19 protein-coding genes are annotated in these 18,891 nt (G+C 70.4%); 4 read left to right on the top strand and 15 right to left on the bottom strand.

Features of this window, described 5'->3' with window-relative positions; translation table 11 throughout:
* The 5 genes from tuf to ACWED2_RS42175 form a co-directional block, all read right to left on the bottom strand.
* A partial coding sequence (gene tuf, locus ACWED2_RS42155; RefSeq protein WP_449696109.1) for an elongation factor Tu occupies window positions 1-1,124 on the bottom strand: 1,124 nt, incomplete at its 3' end.
* Between the two features lie 129 nt (window positions 1,125-1,253).
* Entirely contained in the window at window positions 1,254-3,353 is a 2,100-nt protein-coding gene (gene fusA / locus ACWED2_RS42160; RefSeq protein WP_449696110.1) for an elongation factor G, read from the bottom strand.
* Between the two features lie 75 nt (window positions 3,354-3,428).
* Window positions 3,429-3,899, bottom strand: a complete 471-nt coding sequence (rpsG, locus tag ACWED2_RS42165) for a 30S ribosomal protein S7 (RefSeq protein WP_003102106.1) — start codon at window positions 3,897-3,899, stop codon at window positions 3,429-3,431.
* Entirely contained in the window at window positions 3,899-4,273 is a 375-nt protein-coding gene (gene rpsL, locus ACWED2_RS42170) for a 30S ribosomal protein S12 (protein WP_003102113.1), read from the bottom strand. Before rpsL ends, rpsG begins: the two co-directional genes overlap by 1 nt.
* A 568-nt stretch (window positions 4,274-4,841) precedes the next feature.
* Window positions 4,842-4,997: a hypothetical protein gene (locus tag ACWED2_RS42175; RefSeq protein WP_449696111.1), complete on the bottom strand. Its 156-nt coding sequence runs from the start codon at window positions 4,995-4,997 to the stop codon at window positions 4,842-4,844.
* Window positions 4,998-5,154: 157 nt separating this feature from the next.
* Here ACWED2_RS42175 and ACWED2_RS42180 point away from each other — a divergent pair, with 157 nt between their 5' ends.
* Genes ACWED2_RS42180 through ACWED2_RS42195 form a run of 4 tightly spaced genes read left to right on the top strand, consistent with a single transcriptional unit; the run spans window position 5,155 to window position 7,873 of the window.
* The gene (locus ACWED2_RS42180) at window positions 5,155-5,697 is read left to right on the top strand and encodes a YbaB/EbfC family nucleoid-associated protein (protein WP_449696112.1); all 543 of its coding nucleotides are present in this window, start codon (window positions 5,155-5,157) and stop codon (window positions 5,695-5,697) included.
* The gene (locus ACWED2_RS42185) at window positions 5,697-6,029 is read left to right on the top strand and encodes a hypothetical protein (protein WP_449696113.1); all 333 of its coding nucleotides are present in this window, start codon (window positions 5,697-5,699) and stop codon (window positions 6,027-6,029) included. The genes ACWED2_RS42180 and ACWED2_RS42185 overlap by 1 nt, the downstream gene beginning before the upstream one ends.
* Before the next feature lie 9 nt (window positions 6,030-6,038).
* The gene (locus ACWED2_RS42190) at window positions 6,039-7,265 is read left to right on the top strand and encodes a hypothetical protein (RefSeq protein ID WP_449696114.1); all 1,227 of its coding nucleotides are present in this window, start codon (window positions 6,039-6,041) and stop codon (window positions 7,263-7,265) included.
* Window positions 7,266-7,267: 2 nt separating this feature from the next.
* Window positions 7,268-7,873, top strand: coding sequence for a hypothetical protein (locus tag ACWED2_RS42195; protein WP_449696115.1), 606 nt, complete (start codon window positions 7,268-7,270; stop codon window positions 7,871-7,873).
* Here ACWED2_RS42195 and ACWED2_RS42200 read toward each other — a convergent pair.
* From ACWED2_RS42200 to ACWED2_RS42245, 10 genes are all read right to left on the bottom strand, one after another.
* Window positions 7,854-8,078 carry a hypothetical protein gene (locus tag ACWED2_RS42200; RefSeq protein WP_449696116.1) on the bottom strand — a complete coding sequence of 75 codons (225 nt, stop codon included), beginning with the start codon at window positions 8,076-8,078 and terminating at the stop codon, window positions 7,854-7,856. The genes ACWED2_RS42195 and ACWED2_RS42200 overlap by 20 nt on opposite strands.
* Window positions 8,079-8,138: 60 nt before the next feature.
* Window positions 8,139-8,366, bottom strand: coding sequence for a hypothetical protein (locus ACWED2_RS42205; protein WP_449696117.1), 228 nt, complete (start codon window positions 8,364-8,366; stop codon window positions 8,139-8,141).
* Window positions 8,367-8,379: 13 nt separating this feature from the next.
* Window positions 8,380-8,586 (bottom strand): hypothetical protein, encoded by a 207-nt coding sequence (locus tag ACWED2_RS42210; protein ID WP_449696118.1) that lies wholly within the window; start codon window positions 8,584-8,586, stop codon window positions 8,380-8,382.
* A 26-nt stretch (window positions 8,587-8,612) separates the two neighbouring features.
* A complete protein-coding gene (locus ACWED2_RS42215) occupies window positions 8,613-10,313 on the bottom strand; it encodes a hypothetical protein (protein WP_449696119.1) in 1,701 nt (566 codons plus the stop codon).
* 4 nt (window positions 10,314-10,317) lie between these two features.
* Window positions 10,318-12,165, bottom strand: coding sequence for a hypothetical protein (locus ACWED2_RS42220; protein ID WP_449696120.1), 1,848 nt, complete (start codon window positions 12,163-12,165; stop codon window positions 10,318-10,320).
* A 305-nt stretch (window positions 12,166-12,470) separates the two neighbouring features.
* Entirely contained in the window at window positions 12,471-13,811 is a 1,341-nt protein-coding gene (locus ACWED2_RS42225) for a DUF4407 domain-containing protein (protein WP_449696121.1), read from the bottom strand.
* Window positions 13,801-15,168 carry a hypothetical protein gene (locus ACWED2_RS42230; protein WP_449696122.1) on the bottom strand — a complete coding sequence of 456 codons (1,368 nt, stop codon included), beginning with the start codon at window positions 15,166-15,168 and terminating at the stop codon, window positions 13,801-13,803. The genes ACWED2_RS42225 and ACWED2_RS42230 overlap by 11 nt, the downstream gene beginning before the upstream one ends.
* Complete coding sequence (locus ACWED2_RS42235) at window positions 15,165-17,189, bottom strand: hypothetical protein (RefSeq protein ID WP_449696123.1); 2,025 nt, start codon at window positions 17,187-17,189, stop codon at window positions 15,165-15,167. The genes ACWED2_RS42230 and ACWED2_RS42235 overlap by 4 nt, the downstream gene beginning before the upstream one ends.
* Window positions 17,186-17,893, bottom strand: coding sequence for a hypothetical protein (locus tag ACWED2_RS42240; protein WP_449696124.1), 708 nt, complete (start codon window positions 17,891-17,893; stop codon window positions 17,186-17,188). The genes ACWED2_RS42235 and ACWED2_RS42240 overlap by 4 nt, the downstream gene beginning before the upstream one ends.
* A 140-nt stretch (window positions 17,894-18,033) precedes the next feature.
* Entirely contained in the window at window positions 18,034-18,756 is a 723-nt protein-coding gene (locus ACWED2_RS42245) for a Crp/Fnr family transcriptional regulator (RefSeq protein WP_449696125.1), read from the bottom strand.
* Between the last annotated feature and the right edge of the window lie 135 nt (window positions 18,757-18,891).

Below are 18,891 nucleotides of genomic sequence, written 5' to 3' on the forward strand. Positions count from 1 at the left end.
CCCTCGTCCATCGCGACCGGCTGGATCAGCTGGACCGAGATGTCGGTGTTGTCGCCCGGCATGACCATCTCGGTGCCCTCGGGGAGGGTCACGACGCCGGTCACGTCGGTGGTGCGGAAGTAGAACTGCGGGCGGTAGTTGTTGAAGAACGGGGTGTGACGGCCACCCTCGTCCTTCGACAGGATGTAGACCCGGCCCTCGAAGTCGGTGTGCGGGGTGGTGGTGCCCGGCTTCACGACGACCTGGCCGCGCTCGACGTCCTCGCGCTTGATACCGCGGACCAGCAGGCCGACGTTGTCGCCCGCCTGGCCCGAGTCGAGCAGCTTGCGGAACATCTCGACACCGGTGACGGTGGTCTTGGTCGACTTCTCGCGGATACCCACGATCTCGACCTCTTCGTTGACGTTGATCTGGCCGCGCTCGACGCGACCGGTCACCACGGTGCCACGACCGGTGATGGTGAAGACGTCCTCGATCGGCATCAGGAACGGCTTGTCGAGCTCACGCACCGGGTCCGGCACGTTGTCGTCGACGGCGGTCATCAGCTCGAGAACGGCCTCGGACCACTTCTCGTCGCCCTCGAGGGCCTTCAGGCCGGAAACGCGCACGACCGGCGCGTCGTCGCCCGGGAACTCCTGCGAGGACAGCAGCTCGCGGACCTCCAGCTCGACGAGCTCGAGGATCTCCTCGTCGTCGACCATGTCGGCCTTGTTCAGCGCGACCACGATGTAGGGCACGCCGACCTGGCGGGCGAGCAGCACGTGCTCACGGGTCTGCGGCATCGGGCCGTCAGTGGCGGCCACGACCAGGATCGCGCCGTCCATCTGGGCGGCACCGGTGATCATGTTCTTGATGTAGTCCGCGTGACCCGGGGCGTCCACGTGCGCGTAGTGACGCTTCTCGGTCTGGTACTCGACGTGCGAGATGTTGATCGTGATGCCGCGCTGCTTCTCTTCCGGCGCGTTGTCGATCTGGTCGAACGCCCGCGACTCGTTCAGCTCCGGGTACTTGTCGTGCAGCACCTTGGTGATGGCCGCGGTCAGAGTCGTCTTGCCGTGGTCAACGTGACCGATGGTGCCGATGTTGACGTGCGGCTTGGTCCGCTCGAATTTCGCCTTCGCCACTGGAATGTCCTCCTGGACTGATTTCGCTTTGTGCTCGTGGGGCGGCGTGGCTGCCGCCCCACGATTGTTCCTTCGTCGGTGCTGCGGACGTTCAGGAGAGTCCCTTAATGCCCGCGAGCGCTGGGGGAGTTACTCCCCCGTCGCCTTCGCGATGATTTCCTTCGCGACGTTCGCGGGAACCTCGGCGTAGGAGTCGAACACCATGGAGTAGTTCGCCCGGCCCTGGGTGCGGGACCGCAGGTCGCCGACGTAGCCGAACATCTCCGACAGCGGAACCAGCGCCTTCACGACGCGGGTACCGGACCGCTCCTCCATGGCCTGGATCTGACCACGGCGGGAGTTGAGGTCACCGATGACGTCGCCCATGTAGTCCTCGGGCGTGGTCACCTCGACCGCCATCATCGGCTCCAGGATCACCGGGCCGGCCTTCTTCGCGGCTTCCTTCATCGCCATGGAACCGGCGATCTTGAACGCCATCTCCGAAGAGTCGACCTCGTGGTACGCACCGTCCAACAGGGTGAACTTCAACCCGACGAGCGGGTAGCCGGCCAGGACGCCGTACTGCATCGCGTCCTGCGCGCCCGCGTCCACCGACGGGATGTACTCCCGCGGCACGCGACCACCGGTCACCTTGTTGTCGAACTCGTAGAGCGCGCCGTCGGTGCGCTCGAGCGGCTCCAGCTTCACGATGACCTTCGCGAACTGGCCGGAACCACCGGTCTGCTTCTTGTGGACGTAGTCGAGCTTCTCGACCGTCTTCTTGATCGTCTCACGGTAGGCGACCTGCGGCTTGCCGATGTTCGCCTCGACCTTGTAGTCGGACTTCATCCGGTTCACCAGCACCTCGAGGTGCAGCTCGCCCATGCCCGCGATGATCGTCTGGCCGGTGTCCTCGTCCAGCTTGACCTGGAACGTCGGGTCCTCTTCGGCCAGCTTCTGGATCGCCAGGGACAGCTTCTCCTGGTCGGCCTTCGTCTTCGGTTCGATCGCGACCCGGATGACCGGCTCGGGGAACGTCATCGACTCCAGCACGATCGGGTTCTGCGGGTCCGCCAGGGTGTCACCCGTGGTGGTGTCCTTCAGCCCGATGACCGCGTAGATGTGGCCGACCTGGGCGTCGTCGACCGGGTTCTCCTTGTTGGAGTGCATCTGGAAGATCTTCCCGATGCGCTCCTTGCGCTCCTTGGTCGCGTTGATGACCTGCGCGCCGGAAGCGACCTTGCCCGAGTAGACCCGGATGTAGGTCAGCTTGCCGAAGAACGGGTGCGCGGCGATCTTGAACGCGAGCGCGGCGAACGGCTCGTCGACCGACGCCTTGCGGGTCGCCACGGTCTCGCCGTCGGGCAGCAGGCCCTCGACGGCCGGGACGTCCAGCGGCGACGGCAGGTAGTCGATGACCGCGTCGAGCATGGGCTGCACGCCCTTGTTCTTGAACGCGGAACCGGCCAGGACCGGGAACGCCGAGCGGGTGATCACGATCTTGCGGATGCCCGCCTTGATCTCCGCCTCGGTCAGCTCCTCACCCTCGAGGAACTTCTCCATCAGGGCGTCGTCGGTCTCGGCGACGGTCTCGACCAGCTTCTCGCGGTACTCCGCGGCCCGGTCGGCCAGGTCGGCCGGGATCTCCTCGACGGTGTAGTCCTCGCCCTTCTGCACCTCGCCGCGCCAGACCAGGGCCTTCATGCGGACCAGGTCGACGACGCCTTCGAAGTCGTTCTCCGCGCCGATGGGCAGCTGGATGGCCAGCGGCTTGACGCCGAGGCGCTCCTCGATGGTGCGCAGGGTGTAGTAGTAGTCCGCACCCAGCTTGTCCATCTTGTTGACGAAGCAGATGCGCGGGACGTCGTACTTGTCCGCCTGCCGCCAGACCTGCTCGGACTGCGGCTCGACACCTTCCTTGCCGTCGAAGACGGCGACCGCGCCGTCGAGCACCCGCAGGTTGCGCTCCACCTCGACGGTGAAGTCGACGTGCCCGGGGGTGTCGATCAGGTTGATCTGGTGGTCGTCCCAGAAGGTGGTGGTGGCAGCCGAGGTGATGGTGATACCCCGCTTCTGCTCCTCCTCCATCCAGTCCATGGTGGCGGCGCCGTCGTGGACTTCACCGATCTTGTAGTTGACCCCGGTGTAGAACAGGATCCGCTCGGTGGTCGTCGTCTTGCCGGCGTCGATGTGGGCCATGATGCCGATGTTGCGGACCTTGTTCAGGTCGGTCAGCACTTCACGTGCCACGAGAGTGTTCCCCTGTTCTCAAGCTTGGGGCCCGGCATGGCATACCCATAAGGACGGGCGGCGATGCCGAACTACTTACCAGCGGTAGTGCGCGAAGGCCCGGTTGGATTCGGCCATCTTGTGCGTGTCTTCGCGACGCTTCACCGAGGCACCGAGGCCGTTGGAAGCGTCCAGCAGTTCGTTCTGCAGGCGCTCGATCATCGTCTTCTCGCGGCGGGCCTGCGAGAAGGAGACCAGCCAGCGCAGCGCCAGCGTGGTGGAGCGGCCCGGCTTGACCTCGATCGGCACCTGGTAGGTGGCACCACCGACGCGGCGGCTCTTCACCTCGATGGTGGGCTTCACGTTGTCGAGGGCGCGCTTCAGCGTGACGACCGGGTCGGTGCCGGTCTTCTCGCGAGCGCCTTCGAGCGCGCCGTACACGATGCGCTCGGCCAGGGACCGCTTCCCGTCCTTCAGCACCTTGTTCACCAGCTGGGTGACCAGCGGGGAGGCGTAGACGGGGTCGGAGATCAGCGGCCGCTTGGGGGCCGGACCCTTGCGGGGCATTAGCTCTTCTCCTTCTTCGCGCCGTACCGGCTGCGCGCCTGCTTGCGGTTCTTGACACCCTGCGTGTCGAGCGAACCGCGGATGATCTTGTAACGGACACCCGGAAGGTCCTTCACACGACCACCACGCACGAGCACCATCGAGTGCTCCTGCAGGTTGTGGCCCTCACCGGGGATGTAGGCGGTGACCTCGATGCCGCTGGTCAGCTTCACACGCGCGACCTTGCGCAGCGCCGAGTTCGGCTTCTTCGGGGTGGTGGTGTACACGCGGGTGCACACGCCGCGCCGCTGCGGGCTCCCCTTGAGGGCCGCGGTCTTCTGCTTGGCAGCCTTGTCCTGGCGGCCCTTGCGGACCAGCTGCTGGATCGTGGGCAATGGACCAGCTTCCTGTCGTGATCTGCTTCTTCGTGTCTTCACCGGCCCCCGCGGTCGGGCGTGTCGGCCCGCGTCACGGTCTCTCGACCGGTAACTTCCCGGAGGGATTTCCGTCGGAACCCCGACCTGCCGAAGCCGGTGACCGGGTGCCTGAGCACCCCGCCCATGCGCACGGCACGCGGAGCGGCCCGACGCATGCCGGGCACGGTCTCCAAAGATACCCGCCCGGGTCCGGGAGGACGGCGGCGGGGGGTCTGTAGGTCGACGAACCTCCAGCGTACCTCTCAACGCCCCGGGGCTGCGGGACATTCCACGCCTCGGGTCGCGCGGGCGCGTACGCCGCGGCGCATGGGCCCGGCCGGGCTACGAGCCGGGCGGCACAGGTGGGTCAACGCCCGGTGGCCACGGGACATTCCCCGACACGGTCATCCCGCCCTGTGCGCCGCCGGAGCGGCCTCGGCCGCGCCGCGGGCCGGCGCGCGGCGCCCCCGACCGGCACCGGGCAGCCCGGCTTCCCGGCGCACCGCCTCCGACGAGGTGCGCCGGGTGCCGAGCCGCCCCCGCTTCCTCAGTCCTCGTCCGGCTTGGCGTGGTCCGGCTTGCCCGGGTTCGGGTCGCGGGACAGGTCGATCAGCGGGTGCACGCCCGCTCCCTCCGGGGCCGCGTGGCTGCCCGTCGACTTGGGTTCTTCGGCGGGGCCCGAAGCCCCTTCGGTGCTGGTCATCACACACTCCTCGCGCGTTGTCCCCTGCTTCCCTCTCCGGCCGAAACCTACCCATTACCCGGTCGGGTGATGCAGTGGGATCGGATCGGCCGTTCCGTGCGTCACAGTGCGGCCGAAGGGTCACGATGGGTGCACCACGAAACGGAGAGGCGGGCGCATGTCGGGCGAGTTCGAGCACCTGGTGGCCGAGTTCGAGCGGTTCCAGGCGGGCATCCGCACCGCCGACGACCGGTTCGCCGGGCTGGGCGCCATGCAGCAGCAGCTGGCCGAGCTCCGGGCGAGCGCGGCGTCGCCGGACGGGGGCGTCACCGTCGTCACCGGGCCCGGCGGGGCCGTCCTGGACGTCAGGTTCACCGAGGCCGCGCTGGCCAAGGGCCCGCAGGCCCTTTCGGCCGCGCTCCTCGCCACGCTGCGGGAGGCCGTCGGCGAAGCGGCGCGGCGGCAGGCCGTGATCGTCGAGGAGAACATGGGCGACGACCTCGGCCTGGTCGACCAGGTCCTGGAGACGCAGGCGCTGGCGTTCGGAACCACCGTCGAAGAACTGCGGTCGAAGCTCCCCGAAGAGGCGGCACCGGAGGCACCGCGGGACTTCTCGGAGGAGCGCGTGCTCCGCCCGGCCGATCCGCCGGCGGCGCCGCCGGCGGCCGGCCCGAGTGCCGGCGACCGCTTCCTGCGCAACCTGTTCGACGAGGAGGACTGATGCCCGACGGCTACCGCGTCCGGGTGGACGCGCTGCACAAGTACGTCGGCGACCTGGACAAGTACCGCGACCAGGGCGCGAAGATCACCGAAAAGGTCGCGCAGGCCGACGTCGGCGACAAGTCGTGGGGTGTGGTCGGCCTCTTCACCAAGAGCGGCTACGACGACACCCTCCGCGAGCTGCACTCGCTGCTGACCTCGATCGCGGACGGCCTGGCCTCGGCGCAGGCGAAGCTGACCGACGCGGCGAACGTCTACCAGGGCGTCGAGGACGACCACAAGATCTTCTTCGGCCAGGTCGAGACCCTGCTCGACGGTCCGGGAAAGCACTGAGGGGGACGCATGGCCGAGGTCGAAGACGTCGCGAGCGGGATCACCGTCAAACCCGCCGACCCGAAGACCGTGCTCGGGGTGAACGTCGACAACGCGGTCAAGGCGACCCCGTTCGTCGGCAGCGCGGTCACCGTCGGGAAGGACGCCGTCTCGGTGACGAAGGCCGTGTTCGCGCCGCAGCCCGACGGCGCGGACATCACCCTCGCGCTCGGCACGATCGCGACCGACACCGCGAGCTTCATCCAGTCGAGTTCGAGCACCATCACCGACATCGCCACCGACCCGCTCGGCTGGCTGGTCGGGCAGGGGCTGAACTTCCTGGTCAACGCCGTCCAGCCGATCCAGGACGCGATCCACTTCGTCAGCGGTGACGGGCCGGCGCTGGGGATCGCGGCGGAGAACTTCGGCGCGATCGCCACCGGGCTGGACAAGTTGGCCAAGAACTTCGCCGAGGTCGCCGACGAGTCGCTGAAGGACTGGGAGGGCAACGCGAGCAACGCGGCGAAGACGGCGCTGGGCGAGTTCGCGCACGGCATCGAGGGCGTCGCCGGGAAGTCCGGCGACCTGGCCAGGATGCTGCAGCTCAACAGCATGCTGATGAGCTTCGTCGAGGACCTGATCAAGGCCATCCTCACCGAATTCGTGACCTGGCTGATCCTGCTCTGGGTGCCGGCGCTGGCCGCCGCGGTGCCGACCTGTGGGGCCTCGCTGTCCGCCGCCGCCCCGGTGACCGAGGTCAAGGCCGCCCAGACCACCGCGAAGACCACCCAGAAGGTGAACAAGCTGCGCGAGCTCCTGCAGAAGGTGCTCGACTGGCTCCGGAAGCTGCGGCAGAAGTTCGCCTCGACCACGCTGGGCAAGTCGCTGACGAAGATCGCGCAGGAGAACGAGGGCAAGGACCTGCTGCAGAAGGCCGTCGGCGACAAGGGCCTGATCGGCAAGCGCTGGGCGAAGGCCTTCGAGAACCCGGTGCTCGACGCCGCGGGCAAGGTCGACTACAAGAAGACGATGCTGAAGGCCGGCGCCACCGAAGCGCTCAAGAAGGGTGGCGAGGCGGCGGTCAAGGGCGTGCTCGGCTTCAACCCGGCCAACCCCGGTGACAACCCCGCCAAGACCGTCAACGACCACCTCGGCAAGCTCAACAGCCACGTCAAGAACGCGAAGAAGACGAGCGGCTACGACGGGACGGGCCGGGACCAGTCCGTCGAGGAGACCCGCGAAGACCTGGACTTCTGACGATGCAGACGCTCTTCACGATCGGCGTCCTGGTGGTCGTGGCCGGGGTGGCCGCCGCGATCTGGTGGCGTTCGCAGCGGAAGGCCGCCGCGAGCCGCGCGGACCACTGGTTCAGGGCGTTCGCGGCGGAACGGGGTGGCACGTTCAGCGACGGCTCCCCCACCTTCGGCGTCTTTCACCCGACCGGGCGACCGCTGACGGGCGCGCCGGAAGACCCGTGGGTCGAGTTCCGCCTCGGGAGCCGGCCGGTGCTCGCGATCGACACGCGGGAGTCGTACCGGAACTTCGACGACCACATCCACTTCCGCGACCTCCACGTGACGCAGGTGCGCGTGCCGCCGGGCCCGGAGCTGCGGATCGTCCCGGGCCGGCCGGTCTCGATGCCGACGCTACCGCCGGACTCGGCGCTCGACGCCGAGCTGGCCCGCTGGCTGGCGGCGAACCCGCGGTTCGCGCAGCGGGAGGTCGTCGTCGAGAACGGGGCGGCGCGGACCTGGGGGCCGGGCTGCGCGACGCGGCAGAACGTCACCGCCGAAGCGGCCTACCTCGCCGAGCTGGCCGATCACCTGCCCGCGGCGCTGTGGAACCTCAGCGGCGGCGTGTCGTGAGGTGGGTCAAGCCCGCCGACAGGGCGAACACCAGCCCGAGACCGACGACGTAGGGCCCGGCCAGCAGGGCGAACCCCGCGCCGATGTTGGCGTCGGGCTGATCCGACGTCGCCCGGAAGCCGATGGCGCCGACCGACAGCAGGATGGCGCCCGCGGTGATCAGCACGACGGCGATCACCGTGAGGCGCTTCGTGACGGACGTCATGTCTTCATGGTGCCCGGGGCGGCGCGGATCCGCCGGATCAACGCCGCCCCGGGCGTGGGGTCAGAAGGAGGGCAGGAGCTTGCCCGGGACGCCGTTGACCGACTGGATCAGGCCGAGCACCGGCACGCCCAGCGGCGCGAACGTCCAGATGTTGTTCAGGCCGCTGGTGTCCGGCTCGTCGACCACGACGACACCCGGGGTGTCGGCCAGTGCGGGGGCGGCCGCGCCGAACAGGGCCGCTCCGGTGAGGATCGCGGCTCCGGCCGCGCGGGCGAGGCTCTTCTTCATGGCGGGCACCCTTTCAGGAGACGGCGGTGACGAGGCCGAAAACGGGGGCGAGCAGGCCGACCGGCTGGCCGAGCGGACCGAGGACACTGCCGAGGTCGACGCCGGGGACCAGCCAGCCGGAACCGTCCGTCGGGTCGGCACTGGCGACGCCGCCGGCCAGGCCGGTCAACGCCGTGGCCGCGGCGAGCGGCAGCAGCACGCGGGCAGCGAGACGTTTCATGCTTTTTCCTTTCCTAACAAGGGTATTCAGCGCAGGACCGTCTTGATCGGCACGATGGTCCCGTCCGGGATCCACTGGCCCGCGTAGTCGCGGTCCATGATCATCCCGGTCGCGTGGGGTTCACCCGGGTTCATCGGCATGGCGTTGACCTGGGCGGCGGCGAAGAGCTGGACGTCACCCGCCGTCCCGCCGGCCCCCAGCCAGTTCCGGAAGCCGCCGAAGGTCGGGCTTTCGCCGCCGAAGCGGTTGCCGGCCGCGACGGCGTACCCGACCGCGGTCGCTTCCCGCGGGTCGAACCGCAGCGGCAGCGAGGCACTCGCCACGGCGTTGACGATCGGCCCGTTCAGCAGCCACGGCGCCAGGTAGAGCCCGTACTGGTGGGTGGGCTCGAGGCGTTGCCGCTCGGCCGCGCGCGTCATCGCCGTGTACCCCGGTGCCCAGCCGGAGACGACGACGAGCGCGGTGTCCGGCCCGGCGTCCGGCCGCACCGCCAACCCGGTGCGCGCCGCGGTTTCCCGCACCAGCTTCGCGGCCGCGGCACCCCGGGGTGAGTCGTCGGCGACCAGCGTGACGGCCGAGGGTTTGCGGCCGGCGAGGAACTCGACCAGCTTGACCAGCGCTCCCCCGTCCTCCGGGGCCAGCGCGTCGGAGGGGCACGCGGCCAGCACGTCGGCGCGGCCGGCGACCAGGCCGCCGAGCGCCGCCGACGCGCATTCGGGCGCGTCCGCGTCCGCGATCGAAGGGCCGGGCGCGGTGCCCGCGTCGACCTCGACGACCGTGGTCGTGCCGCCGCGGTGGATCTCCAGGTCGCTGCGCCCGGGCGGCAGGTCGACGTCGGCCCAGGTGCCCTCCGCGCCGGGCCGGGCCACCGCCTTGCCGATCAGGCCGCCGCGGACGCCGGCGGCGAGGTCGTCGCCCGCGCTCGCCGGGAAGTGGACGACGTTGTGCCCCGGCCGCTGCGGGCTGACCAGCACCGGAACGCCCGCGTCGGCGAGCAGCGGCACACCCGGCACGGGCAGCGGCGGGGGTGCCGGGATCGCGCCGAGCGCACTCCAGGCGAGGAACGCGAGAGCGACCCCGGCCGCGCCGACGCGGTAGGCGCGGGCCCGCAGCACCGCCGCGAGCCCGCTCACCACCACGGGCAGCACCACCACGGCCACCACCACGAGCCCGGAGACCGTCGTGACCAGCCGCCGGTCGAACCCGAGCCCGGACAACCCGAACCGCACGGCCCCGGCGACGACGAACAACCCGCCGAGGGTGATCGCCAGCGGCCCGGGCCGGACGGACGGCGTCGCCACCGGGCCGGCCAGCGCGAAGCCGAACCACACGGCCGCACCGGCGACGAACACGGAGTCGAGCGCGAACCCGACACCGGTGCCGCCGAGCGACGTCTCGAGCACGACCAGCGCCAGCAGTGCGACCGACGCCCAGCGCCCGGCTCGCGGCCACCGCCCGAGCACGGGCACGGCCGCCGCCAGCGCGACGTGCACGACCAGCGCGACGGCGTTGACGCCGACCGCGAGCCCCGAAACGACGGCCAGCAGCGCCGACAGCCCGCCGAGGCCGGACAGCGTCCACCGCTGCGCCCGCGTCGGCTCCCCCGCCGTCGGCCGCAAGAGGCCGCCGCCGGCGAGGACCGCCGTCGAGAGGAGCAGCGCCAGCCGCAGGACGAGCGCGAGCGCGTCCACTGTGGACGAACCGGTCCCCGGGTGGTGGTGGTCCATGGGTCTACCTGACGTCCGCGTCCGCGACCACGAACAGCTCGGAGTGCGGCTTCGCGTTGCCGAACGCTCCGTGCGGCCACGACTTGCGGTTGAAGTTGATGCCGACCTGCCCGGTGAACTCGTCCCGGAAGTTCTGGTCGACCGAGACCTTCCCGTCCGGCCCGAGGCTCAGCAGGTTGACCTTGTGGTCACCGTCGAGCCCGGACCGCGCGACGAAGTAGTTCGACACCGCGAGGTGCTGCGGCGACGTCGTTTCGTGGTAGAAACCGTCGCTGCCGAGCACGAAGTTGTCGTAGGCGCCCCAGTGCGGGCCCGCGCCCGGCGTGCCGGGGTTGATCGGGGCCGCGCCGACGACGGCCGGCAGGTCGCCGCCCCCGCCCTGCTGCGCCTTCGCCTTGGTGTCGACCCGGCCTTCGATGTCCTCGACCCGGTCGCCGGCGTCGACCAGCTTCTGGATGTCGAGCACGTAGACACCGCCGGTGGTGCCGGGGTCGTCGGCCGAGAGGGTGCCCTTCTGCCGCCCGACGATCGCGCGGTACAGGTACTTGTCGTCCGGGCTAGTCTGGATCCAGCCGCCGTTCGAGCTGCCGCCGTTGGAGTCGTTGTTCGCGTAGATCGCCTTGTTGGCGGCGCCGTCGTCGAACACCTCGATCCAGTGCGGCTCGGCCGCGGTGATGTCCGGCGTGTAGAACACCGCGCCGCCCTGCATGGTCTGGGCGAACGCGCCCTTGTGGCCCGGCAGGTTGGTCACCGTGGTCTCCATGACCGCGCGGCTCTCGGCGTGCAGCGGGTCGGCCGGGTCGGCACGCGGGCCGTCCGGCAGGTAGGACACCGCCTTCAGCTTCGGGTGGTTGCGGTCGGAGATGTCCCAGGTCCGCACGGTCGGCCGGCGCAGGTACGGCGACGGCTGCTTCACCGGGTCGAGGATGATGTTGCGCGGCTCGGCGTAGTCGCTCGTGACGAGCGTGTTCAGGTCCTCGCGGGCCTGGATGCCGTGCGGGTTGGCGCAGGTCGGCTTGCCCAGCTGCGGCAGGTTGTCGCACAGCTTGGCGTTGTCGCCCTGCGGGGTCGCGGCCGGGGACTCCGAGAGCACCTGCGCGTTCTGTCCGAAGTGGACGACCTCGCCGGGGCTGCCCGCGAAGCCGTTGCCGACCTGGGTGGAGCCGTCGGCGTAGGCGTGCGGCCCGGGGGCGACCGGGCCGCCCATGTACGTGCCGTACGCGGTGCCGTCCTTGAGGACCCAGTAGGCGTCCGGAACGCTCCCGCCGAGGGTGTTCGTCGGCAGGCTGACGCCCTTGAGCTTCAGCTGCGGCAGCGCGCTGACGTCGAAGGCGTACGTCGCGGCGGCGAACAGCGCCCCGGCGTAGATCGTGTCGCCCTTGTGCCACACGTACTGCATGTGATGCGGCTCGTTCTCGACCAGCGGGCCGACGGTGGCGGTGTTGACCACCTTGCCGTACGCCGGCGAACCCGGCGTCGCGTCGATGACCGCGAGGAAGTCCGGGCCGGGCAGGGCGTTCTTCAGCTTGTTCAGCCCGCCGCCGAGGGTGCCGGGCAGGTTCTTGACGTCCTTGACCAGTGTGTCGGCGATGTTCTCGTCGCCGGCCCAGACGAGCAGCCACTTCTTGGGCGGGCCGCTCTCCGCACGGGCGAGGTCCTTGGTCACCAGGTGGTTCTGCACCCAGTACTGCTTGCCGTCGGACGCGGTCTTCGCATCGGTGACGGTCCGGACGTCGGCGTAGGCGCCGGTGGCCGAACCGGTGTACGTGACCGCGCCGGCCGCGAGGGCCAGAGCCGCGGCGCCGGTCACCACCTTCCGCCACCGGCCAGGGCGCAACGGGGTCGTTCGCATGGTTCTCCCAGTTCTCACGGATGGAAACCGTTGGGGCACAACGGAAAGCTGACGTCAGCCGACCTGGACGGGATATTCGCCCCAAGCGAGCGAACGGTCCAGCCGTGATCAAAGAATGAGAACCGGCACGAACGGGTCAATCTCCCACGAAGTGAGCCGATTTGACGGGCACCACTGAGCCGAACAGGTGAGCGGGGCCAGCTAGCCCAACCGGCGGCGTCACGGTTGGTCACAATGGCGCAGCCCCGGCGCCTGAACGCCGGGGCTGCTCGTTATTCATTCGTTATAATTGCCGGAAACTCCGGTCACTGCTGGTTGCGCAGCTTCGCCGCCAGCCGGTCGATCTCGGCGTCCAGGTCCGACTCCCGGCGCGCCCGCGCCGTGCGGTCGGCCTCCTCGATGCTGTCGACCCGCGTCCGGAGGTTGTACTCGGTCCGCTGCAGCCAGACGTCGTTGTCGGCGGTGTCCTGCCGCTCCCGCAGCGTGACGTGCTTGTCGTGCAGCCGGCGGGCGACCTCGACCTGCCGGGAAACGAGCACGTCGTACGCGGTCGAGCCGCTCATCAGCTTCGTCAGCACCGGCATGCAGTCGATCGCGATCAGGAGCAGCCGCACGAGCCACTGGGCCGCGAACACCAGCGCGCTGCGGTCCGACAGCCGGCCGAGCGCTTCGTCCTCGTCGAGGATGCCGATCGTGCCCTGGTGCTCGCGCATCGACGTCACCTTCGCGGTGATGGCTTCGCTGACCTGCTGGCCGGCGGTCTGCCGGGCGCTGCCCACCTTCGCGGTCAACGCGTCGATGTTCGCGTTGGCCGCGGTCAGGTCGGCCTGCCGCTTCTCGAGCTGGTTGTCGGTGCGGAAGCGGTCCGCCACCTGCCGGTTCCGGTCGCATTCGGGGCCGTCGCCCGCGACCCCGGTGAGCCCCTCGCCCCGCGCGCCGCTGCACTCCGCGCGCGCCAGCTTCTCCAGCTGGTCCCACTGCGCGTAGAGGGCGTCGTACTCCGACTTCGCCGCGTCCCGGTTCTTGCCCGCCTTGTCCAGCTCCCGCTGCGCCGCGTCCGGCGAGTTCTTGATGGTCAGCTGGTAGTTCGCGCACTCGGGGGTGGTGAGCGCCGGCGCGCCGTCGGGGTTGCAGGTGCGGTACTGGCTCTCGTAGGCGGACAGCTCGTGCTGCCTGCCGTCGAGGACCTCCTTGTGGATGGCGGGCTGGAAGATCCACAGCAGCAGCGGTTCCGCGATCACGGCCCCCATCAGCAGCGAGATCACCAGCCGGGGCACGAACACCCGGGTCTTGCCCGCCCCGAGCATGCCGTGCGTGCTGGAGATCAGCCAGCCGTCGAAGCTGATGATGACGTAGGCCCACAGCGCGCCGGCCGGCAGCAGGAAGATCCACGGCACGGTCGACAGATCGCTGAGCGCCACCAGCAGCGACACCCCGGCGAGCAGGCCGGTGTTGAAGATGATGGCGCCGAGCCGGGTGTAGCGCGGCCGCTCTTCCGGCACCCAGTCGAGGATCTCCTCGCGGATCCCGGCCAGCGCCCGCAGCCGCCTGCCGAGCCCGCGGTGCGGGTCCACCGGCCGGTAGGTCCCCAGCGGGACGTCCGGGGGCAGGGCGCCCCGGGTGGGCGCCTCGGTGTCAACTGACATCCTCTTCCCTCACCCCGGTGTCGTCGTCTTCGCCGTCGTCTAGAGCGCCCTGCTGCGCGGGCGGCGCCGAGGAGCCCCGCTCCAGCCGCTCGCGCGAGGGGGCCCCGGTCAGCTTGGTGATCAGCATGTTCGGGTCGAGGTTCGTCATGTCGAGGTAGCCGTGCTTGCCGAGCTCCCGGATCACCTCCAGGGTGATCTCCTCCTTGCGCCGGGTCTCCGCGCGTGCCAGGCCGTGGTCCTCCCGTCTCCACTTGCGCTCCTCGCGGGACTGCTCCCGTTCCCAGCGGCGCTGCTCGTTGCGGCGTTCGATCTCGTAGAGCCGTTCCTCGTGTTCGCGGTCGAACCGGGCCTGCCGGTCGGTGCGCTCGAGCTCGGCGCGGTGGCGGTTCTCGGTGAGCAACCGCTCGGCCAGATCCGTCGCGTCCAGCGAGCCGGCCACGTAGGCGTTGGCCAGCGCGCTGTCCGGGTTCTCGCGGATGATCTCGGCCAGCGCCGTGACCTCCGCGCGGTCGTGCCCGCGCTGCTCGCGGTCGAACGCCTTCCGGTCGGCCAGCCGGTCGAGCTCGTACCGCTGCTGCTCGATCCCGACGACCCCGGAGTGGTGGAGGCGGTCCCATTCCAGCTGCTGCTCGTGCGCCTGCCGTTCACTGCTCAGCAGGTGGTCGTGCCCGCTGCGGTCCCGCTCCAGGTACTGGTCGTGGTGCTGGCGCTCCTTGGTCAGCGAGTGGTCCAGGCGCTGCTGCGTCGTGTCCAGCTCGTGCTGGTACTCGAGGCTGCGGCGGTTGCCCATGAGCTGGCGCACTTCGTCCGGCGTCAGCACTTCGACGCTGCGCAGCTCCACGGCGATGCCGGAGATCACCGGCGGCTTCAGCGTGGTGAAGGCCTTGACCTGGGCGTTGACGTCCCGGCGGACTTCGTTGACCTCGTCGAGGCGGTACTTCAGGCCGAGCTCGAAGATCCGGTGGTGGCTCTTGAGGTAGGCCCGCAGCAGGGTCTGGGCGTCGCCGCGGCCTTCGCGCACGACGCTGACCGGGTTGGTCACCGTGCACACGAACGTGACGCGCATGGTGAAGTCTTCGGCTTCGGCGCACGGGATGGCCAGCTCGACGATCACCTCGGCGTCGCGGGTCAGGTCCACCAGGCTGACGTGCGTGGCGTTGACGACCTGTTCCTCGTCGAGGCGGCGCTGGGCGCTGTCGAGGACGTACTCGCCGTCGGCGCGGTAGACGAACACCTGGTGCGCGTTCGGCCGCGGCAGCTCGCCGTGCTCGCGGTATTCCTTGCGCCAGAAGAACTTCCCCTTCACCTGCGCGGGATCCAGGGAGCGTTGCTCGACGATCGGGTAGGACTCGGTCATGGCAGAGCGGCAGCCTCTCGGTGCAGGTGGGCGATCGCGGCGAGCAGGTGCTCGACCAGCGGGGAACTGTCCTTGCGGGTGCGGGCTTCGAACGCGGCGAAGTCCGCGCGGAGGAGGTCGGCTTCGCCGGGCGGCAAGGCCGCAGAGATGGCCAGCCCCAGCGAAGTCGCGACTGCGACGGGGTCGTCGCAGAGGTGCTTGAGATCGTCGAGGGCCGACCGCAGCACGGTCAGCGCCCGCTTGCGGGTCGGCCGGTTGCGCAGCACCGCGGCCCACAGCCGGCCCTGGACGGCCGCGGTCCGCTCCCCCGCGCCGCAGAGGTACGCGGTGGCGGCGTGGCGGCCGGAGATCCGGTCGTGCGCCGAGAGAACGGCGAGGATCGCCCGGATCGCGGCGCGGGCGTACGCCGGGGTGGCACCCGGCTTCGCCAGCTTCTTCAGCCGGCCGTCGAGCAACGTCAGTACGACGGCGGCGTCTTCGCTGCGCCGGGTGAGGGTGACGAACAGGCCGGCGAGGGCCACGTGGGCGTCGCCGGTGACCGTGTGGCTCTGCAGGATGAGCTGCCACAGGCGGTTCGCCGCCTCGTGCGGGTAGCGGGCGCCGAGCTCGCCGCTCAGCGCCATGGCCCCGGTCCACCGTTCGGCGGGCGTGCCGCGGCCGGCCCACCGGGCGGCGAGCTGAAGCGCCTCCGGAGCCAGGGCCTCGTCGTAGCTCAGCAACCACAGGACGTGCGTCGCGGTGGTCTGGCCCGCCCAGCCCTTCTGCCCGTCGGCCCACGGCGCCAGGATGTCGTCGACCTCGTCGAAGGCGTAGTTCGCGAGTTCGGCGAGACCGGCCGCGACCCGCAGGCTTTCCTGGGGCATCACTTCGTCGAGCCACGCGGCGACACCGTCCCAGAACGGGGCTTCTTCGCGGGCCCACAGCTCGGCCAGCACGAACCGGCGGTACCGCGGCTCCCGGAACCGGGGGCAGTGCCGGGCGACCCCGTCCGAGCCGGCCCGCTCGACCTTGATGAGGCTGTCCTCGGCGTACAGCTTCACCCGGTGCTGCCGGACCAGGTCCGGTTTCGGGCGTTCGAGCGGGTCCGGCTCCCCGGCCAGGACCGTCTCGGCGAGCTTCAGCTCGAGTTTTCCGAGGGCGGCCTCGAAGGTGCGCTGCCGCGTCCCGTCGAGGAAGGCCAGCGCGGTGACCGCCAGGTAGTCCCGCTCGTCCCGCTCTTCGTCGAACCAGGCCCGGACCCGGTCGTGGAGGGACGCGTCCAGCTTGGGCAGCGCGTCGCCGACCGTCGTCCCCTCGGTGAGGTCGGCCGCGACGGCCACCAGGTCGCTCAGCCGCCCGCCGTCGGGCCACGCCCGCAGGACCTGGGCGGTGAGCTCCACCGCGTCGTCGAGGCCGGCGAGCATGGCGCGCAGCACTTTCCCGAGGTCGGGCGGTTCCCAGCGCACCTGGGTCACGGCGTCGACTTCACCGGGCTCGGCCGGCGTGGTGGTGGTGACGACGAGGTAGGCATCCTGGTCGCGGACGCGGTCGCGGATCGTCCGCCACGTGAAGTCGACGTCGGCGGCCTTCCGCTCCGCGATGCGGTCGGCGACGATGTAGCCGCTCCCGGCCGTGTACTCGCGCTCGGCCAGTGTCTTCAGCGCGATCATCGGGGACAGCAGGTACAGCGGCCCGTGCGTGACCTCGCGCAGCAGCGCCGTCGCCCCGGCCCGCTTGCCGGTGCCCTGGCCGGCGTGCAGGCCGACGACGTGGTCCTTGCGCAGCGCGGCGAGGGCCTTGTCGTAGCAGGCGGGCGAAACGTAGTGGCTCAGCTCCGCGCGGACGTCGGCGTCGTCGAGCTTGCCGGTGGCCGCCTTGATCCGCGCCGGCCGCTGCGGGCCGGTGCCGAACCGGGCGCCGTCGGCGTAGATCGGGGCGTTGAACTGGTTCACCACGCAGGCGAGCCGTTCGGTGTCGTCGTCGCCGGGCGCCGGCTCCGGCACCTCGGCCGGCTTCTCCGCCGGTTCTTCCTCGTCGCTCATGAGCCGTGCTTGATCCCGAAGACCGCGTTCGGGGCGTCGACGTTGCCGTTGACCACGGTGATCGCCTCGGCGCGGTAGTGCCGGCCTGTCTCGGCGGTCACCCGGGTGCCCGGCGGATCCACCGGCTGCCCGGGCGGATCGGCCGAGAGGGAGGCGCCGTGCACGTCGTGGCCCGGGACCCGGAGCCAGGCCACGTCGGTGAACTCCTTGTGCCGCACCACGACTTCCCGGAACTCGCCCGGCTTCAGGGAGGTGTGGCGCTGGGCCACGACGTCGGTGTAGATCTGCCGCGACACGAGCACGGCCAGGCCGGCGTCCGGGAACGCCCGCAGGGCCGCGCGCAGCGGTGCGCTGTCGACGAGGCGGCTCACGCCCACGACGCCCTGCCCGGTCCAGCCGTTCGCGCCGGGCATCGCGACGCCGTGGTGGATCGCGATCCGGAGGCGCATCCGGGCGCCGGCCACGAGGTCGTGGTTGTGGTCGGCGAGCGCCGCGGCCAGCTCGCGGACGTAGTCGTCGGTGACGGCCGGTTCGGGCGTGCCCGCCGGGAGGATCGCCAGTTCGCCGTCGCCGGCGCCCTGCCGGTGCCAGGCCGTCCGGTCCAGGCCGCACCGGGCGGCGGCGGTGTCCGCGACGGCCAGCAGGCCGGACTGGATCGAAGCGTGCCGGCGGTCGTCCTGGCCGCCGTAGCCTTGTACGTCCATGGAAACGAGCAGGTGGCGGGAAAAATCGCGGCCGCGAGCCAAGGTACTTGTCCTTTTCGGAGGCGGTAGGAGGTGAGCGCAGAGTCTGCCTGCTCTCCGTGACCGAGACTCCGGAAAATTCCGCGATCTGCACCGGTTCGTTAGCCAGGATCAGCGAACGTCCTTAGCCCGTTCAGGTCAAGAATGGTTACTGTCCGGTATCGGTACGCGATGTAGTTCTTCTCCTTCAATTGACGGACAGCCAATTGGATCGCGTCCCGGCCGGCCCCGATCAGCTTGCCGAATTCGGGTTGCGAAAGCTGGATTCCCAGCCGGATCCCGGCCTCGCCGGGCGCGCCGTGGTGCACGGCGAGTTCGAGCAGCACCCGGGCGAGCCGCACCGCCGTGTCGTACCCGGCGAAGTCGAGGCGACGGCGGTTCGCCCAGTCGAGCCGGTCGGCGAGCATGTGGCAGACCACCCGCCAGGCTTCTTCCCGGCGCCGCAGGAAGAGCCGGAAGTGCTCCAGCGGGATCCGGTGCACCGTCATCGCCCGGCACGCCGTCACCGTGGCCGAGCGGGGGCCTTCCCGCAGCACGCCCATCTCGCCGACGAGATCACCGCTCACCCGGATGCCCAGCAGGCTTTCGGTGCCGTTGCGGTCCGCGGCGCTGACCTTGACGCAGGCCAGCCGGGGCTGTTTCCCGTGCCCGAGCAGGAAAACGTGGGTGCTCGGCTCGCCCTGGTGCAGCAGGACGGTCCCGGCGGGGCACGGTTTCGCGCTCCCCAGCGCCAGCAGTTCACCGGCCAGCGCACCCGGCAACCGGGACATGACCGTGCCGCCGGGCCATTCCGCGTTGTTTCCGCCCACGCCGTCGGCCGCCACGCCGCACCCCTCCTCCACGCGTCCCGGAACGACCACCGATCCGGTTTCCGTGCCCGCGAGCCCCCCTCGCGCACCCTAGACAAATACCCGCGACGGAGGCGGTTTGTCGATGCCGCGAAAAAGGCGCGGCCCGCA

Source organism: Amycolatopsis sp. NPDC005003, assembly GCF_053600695.1.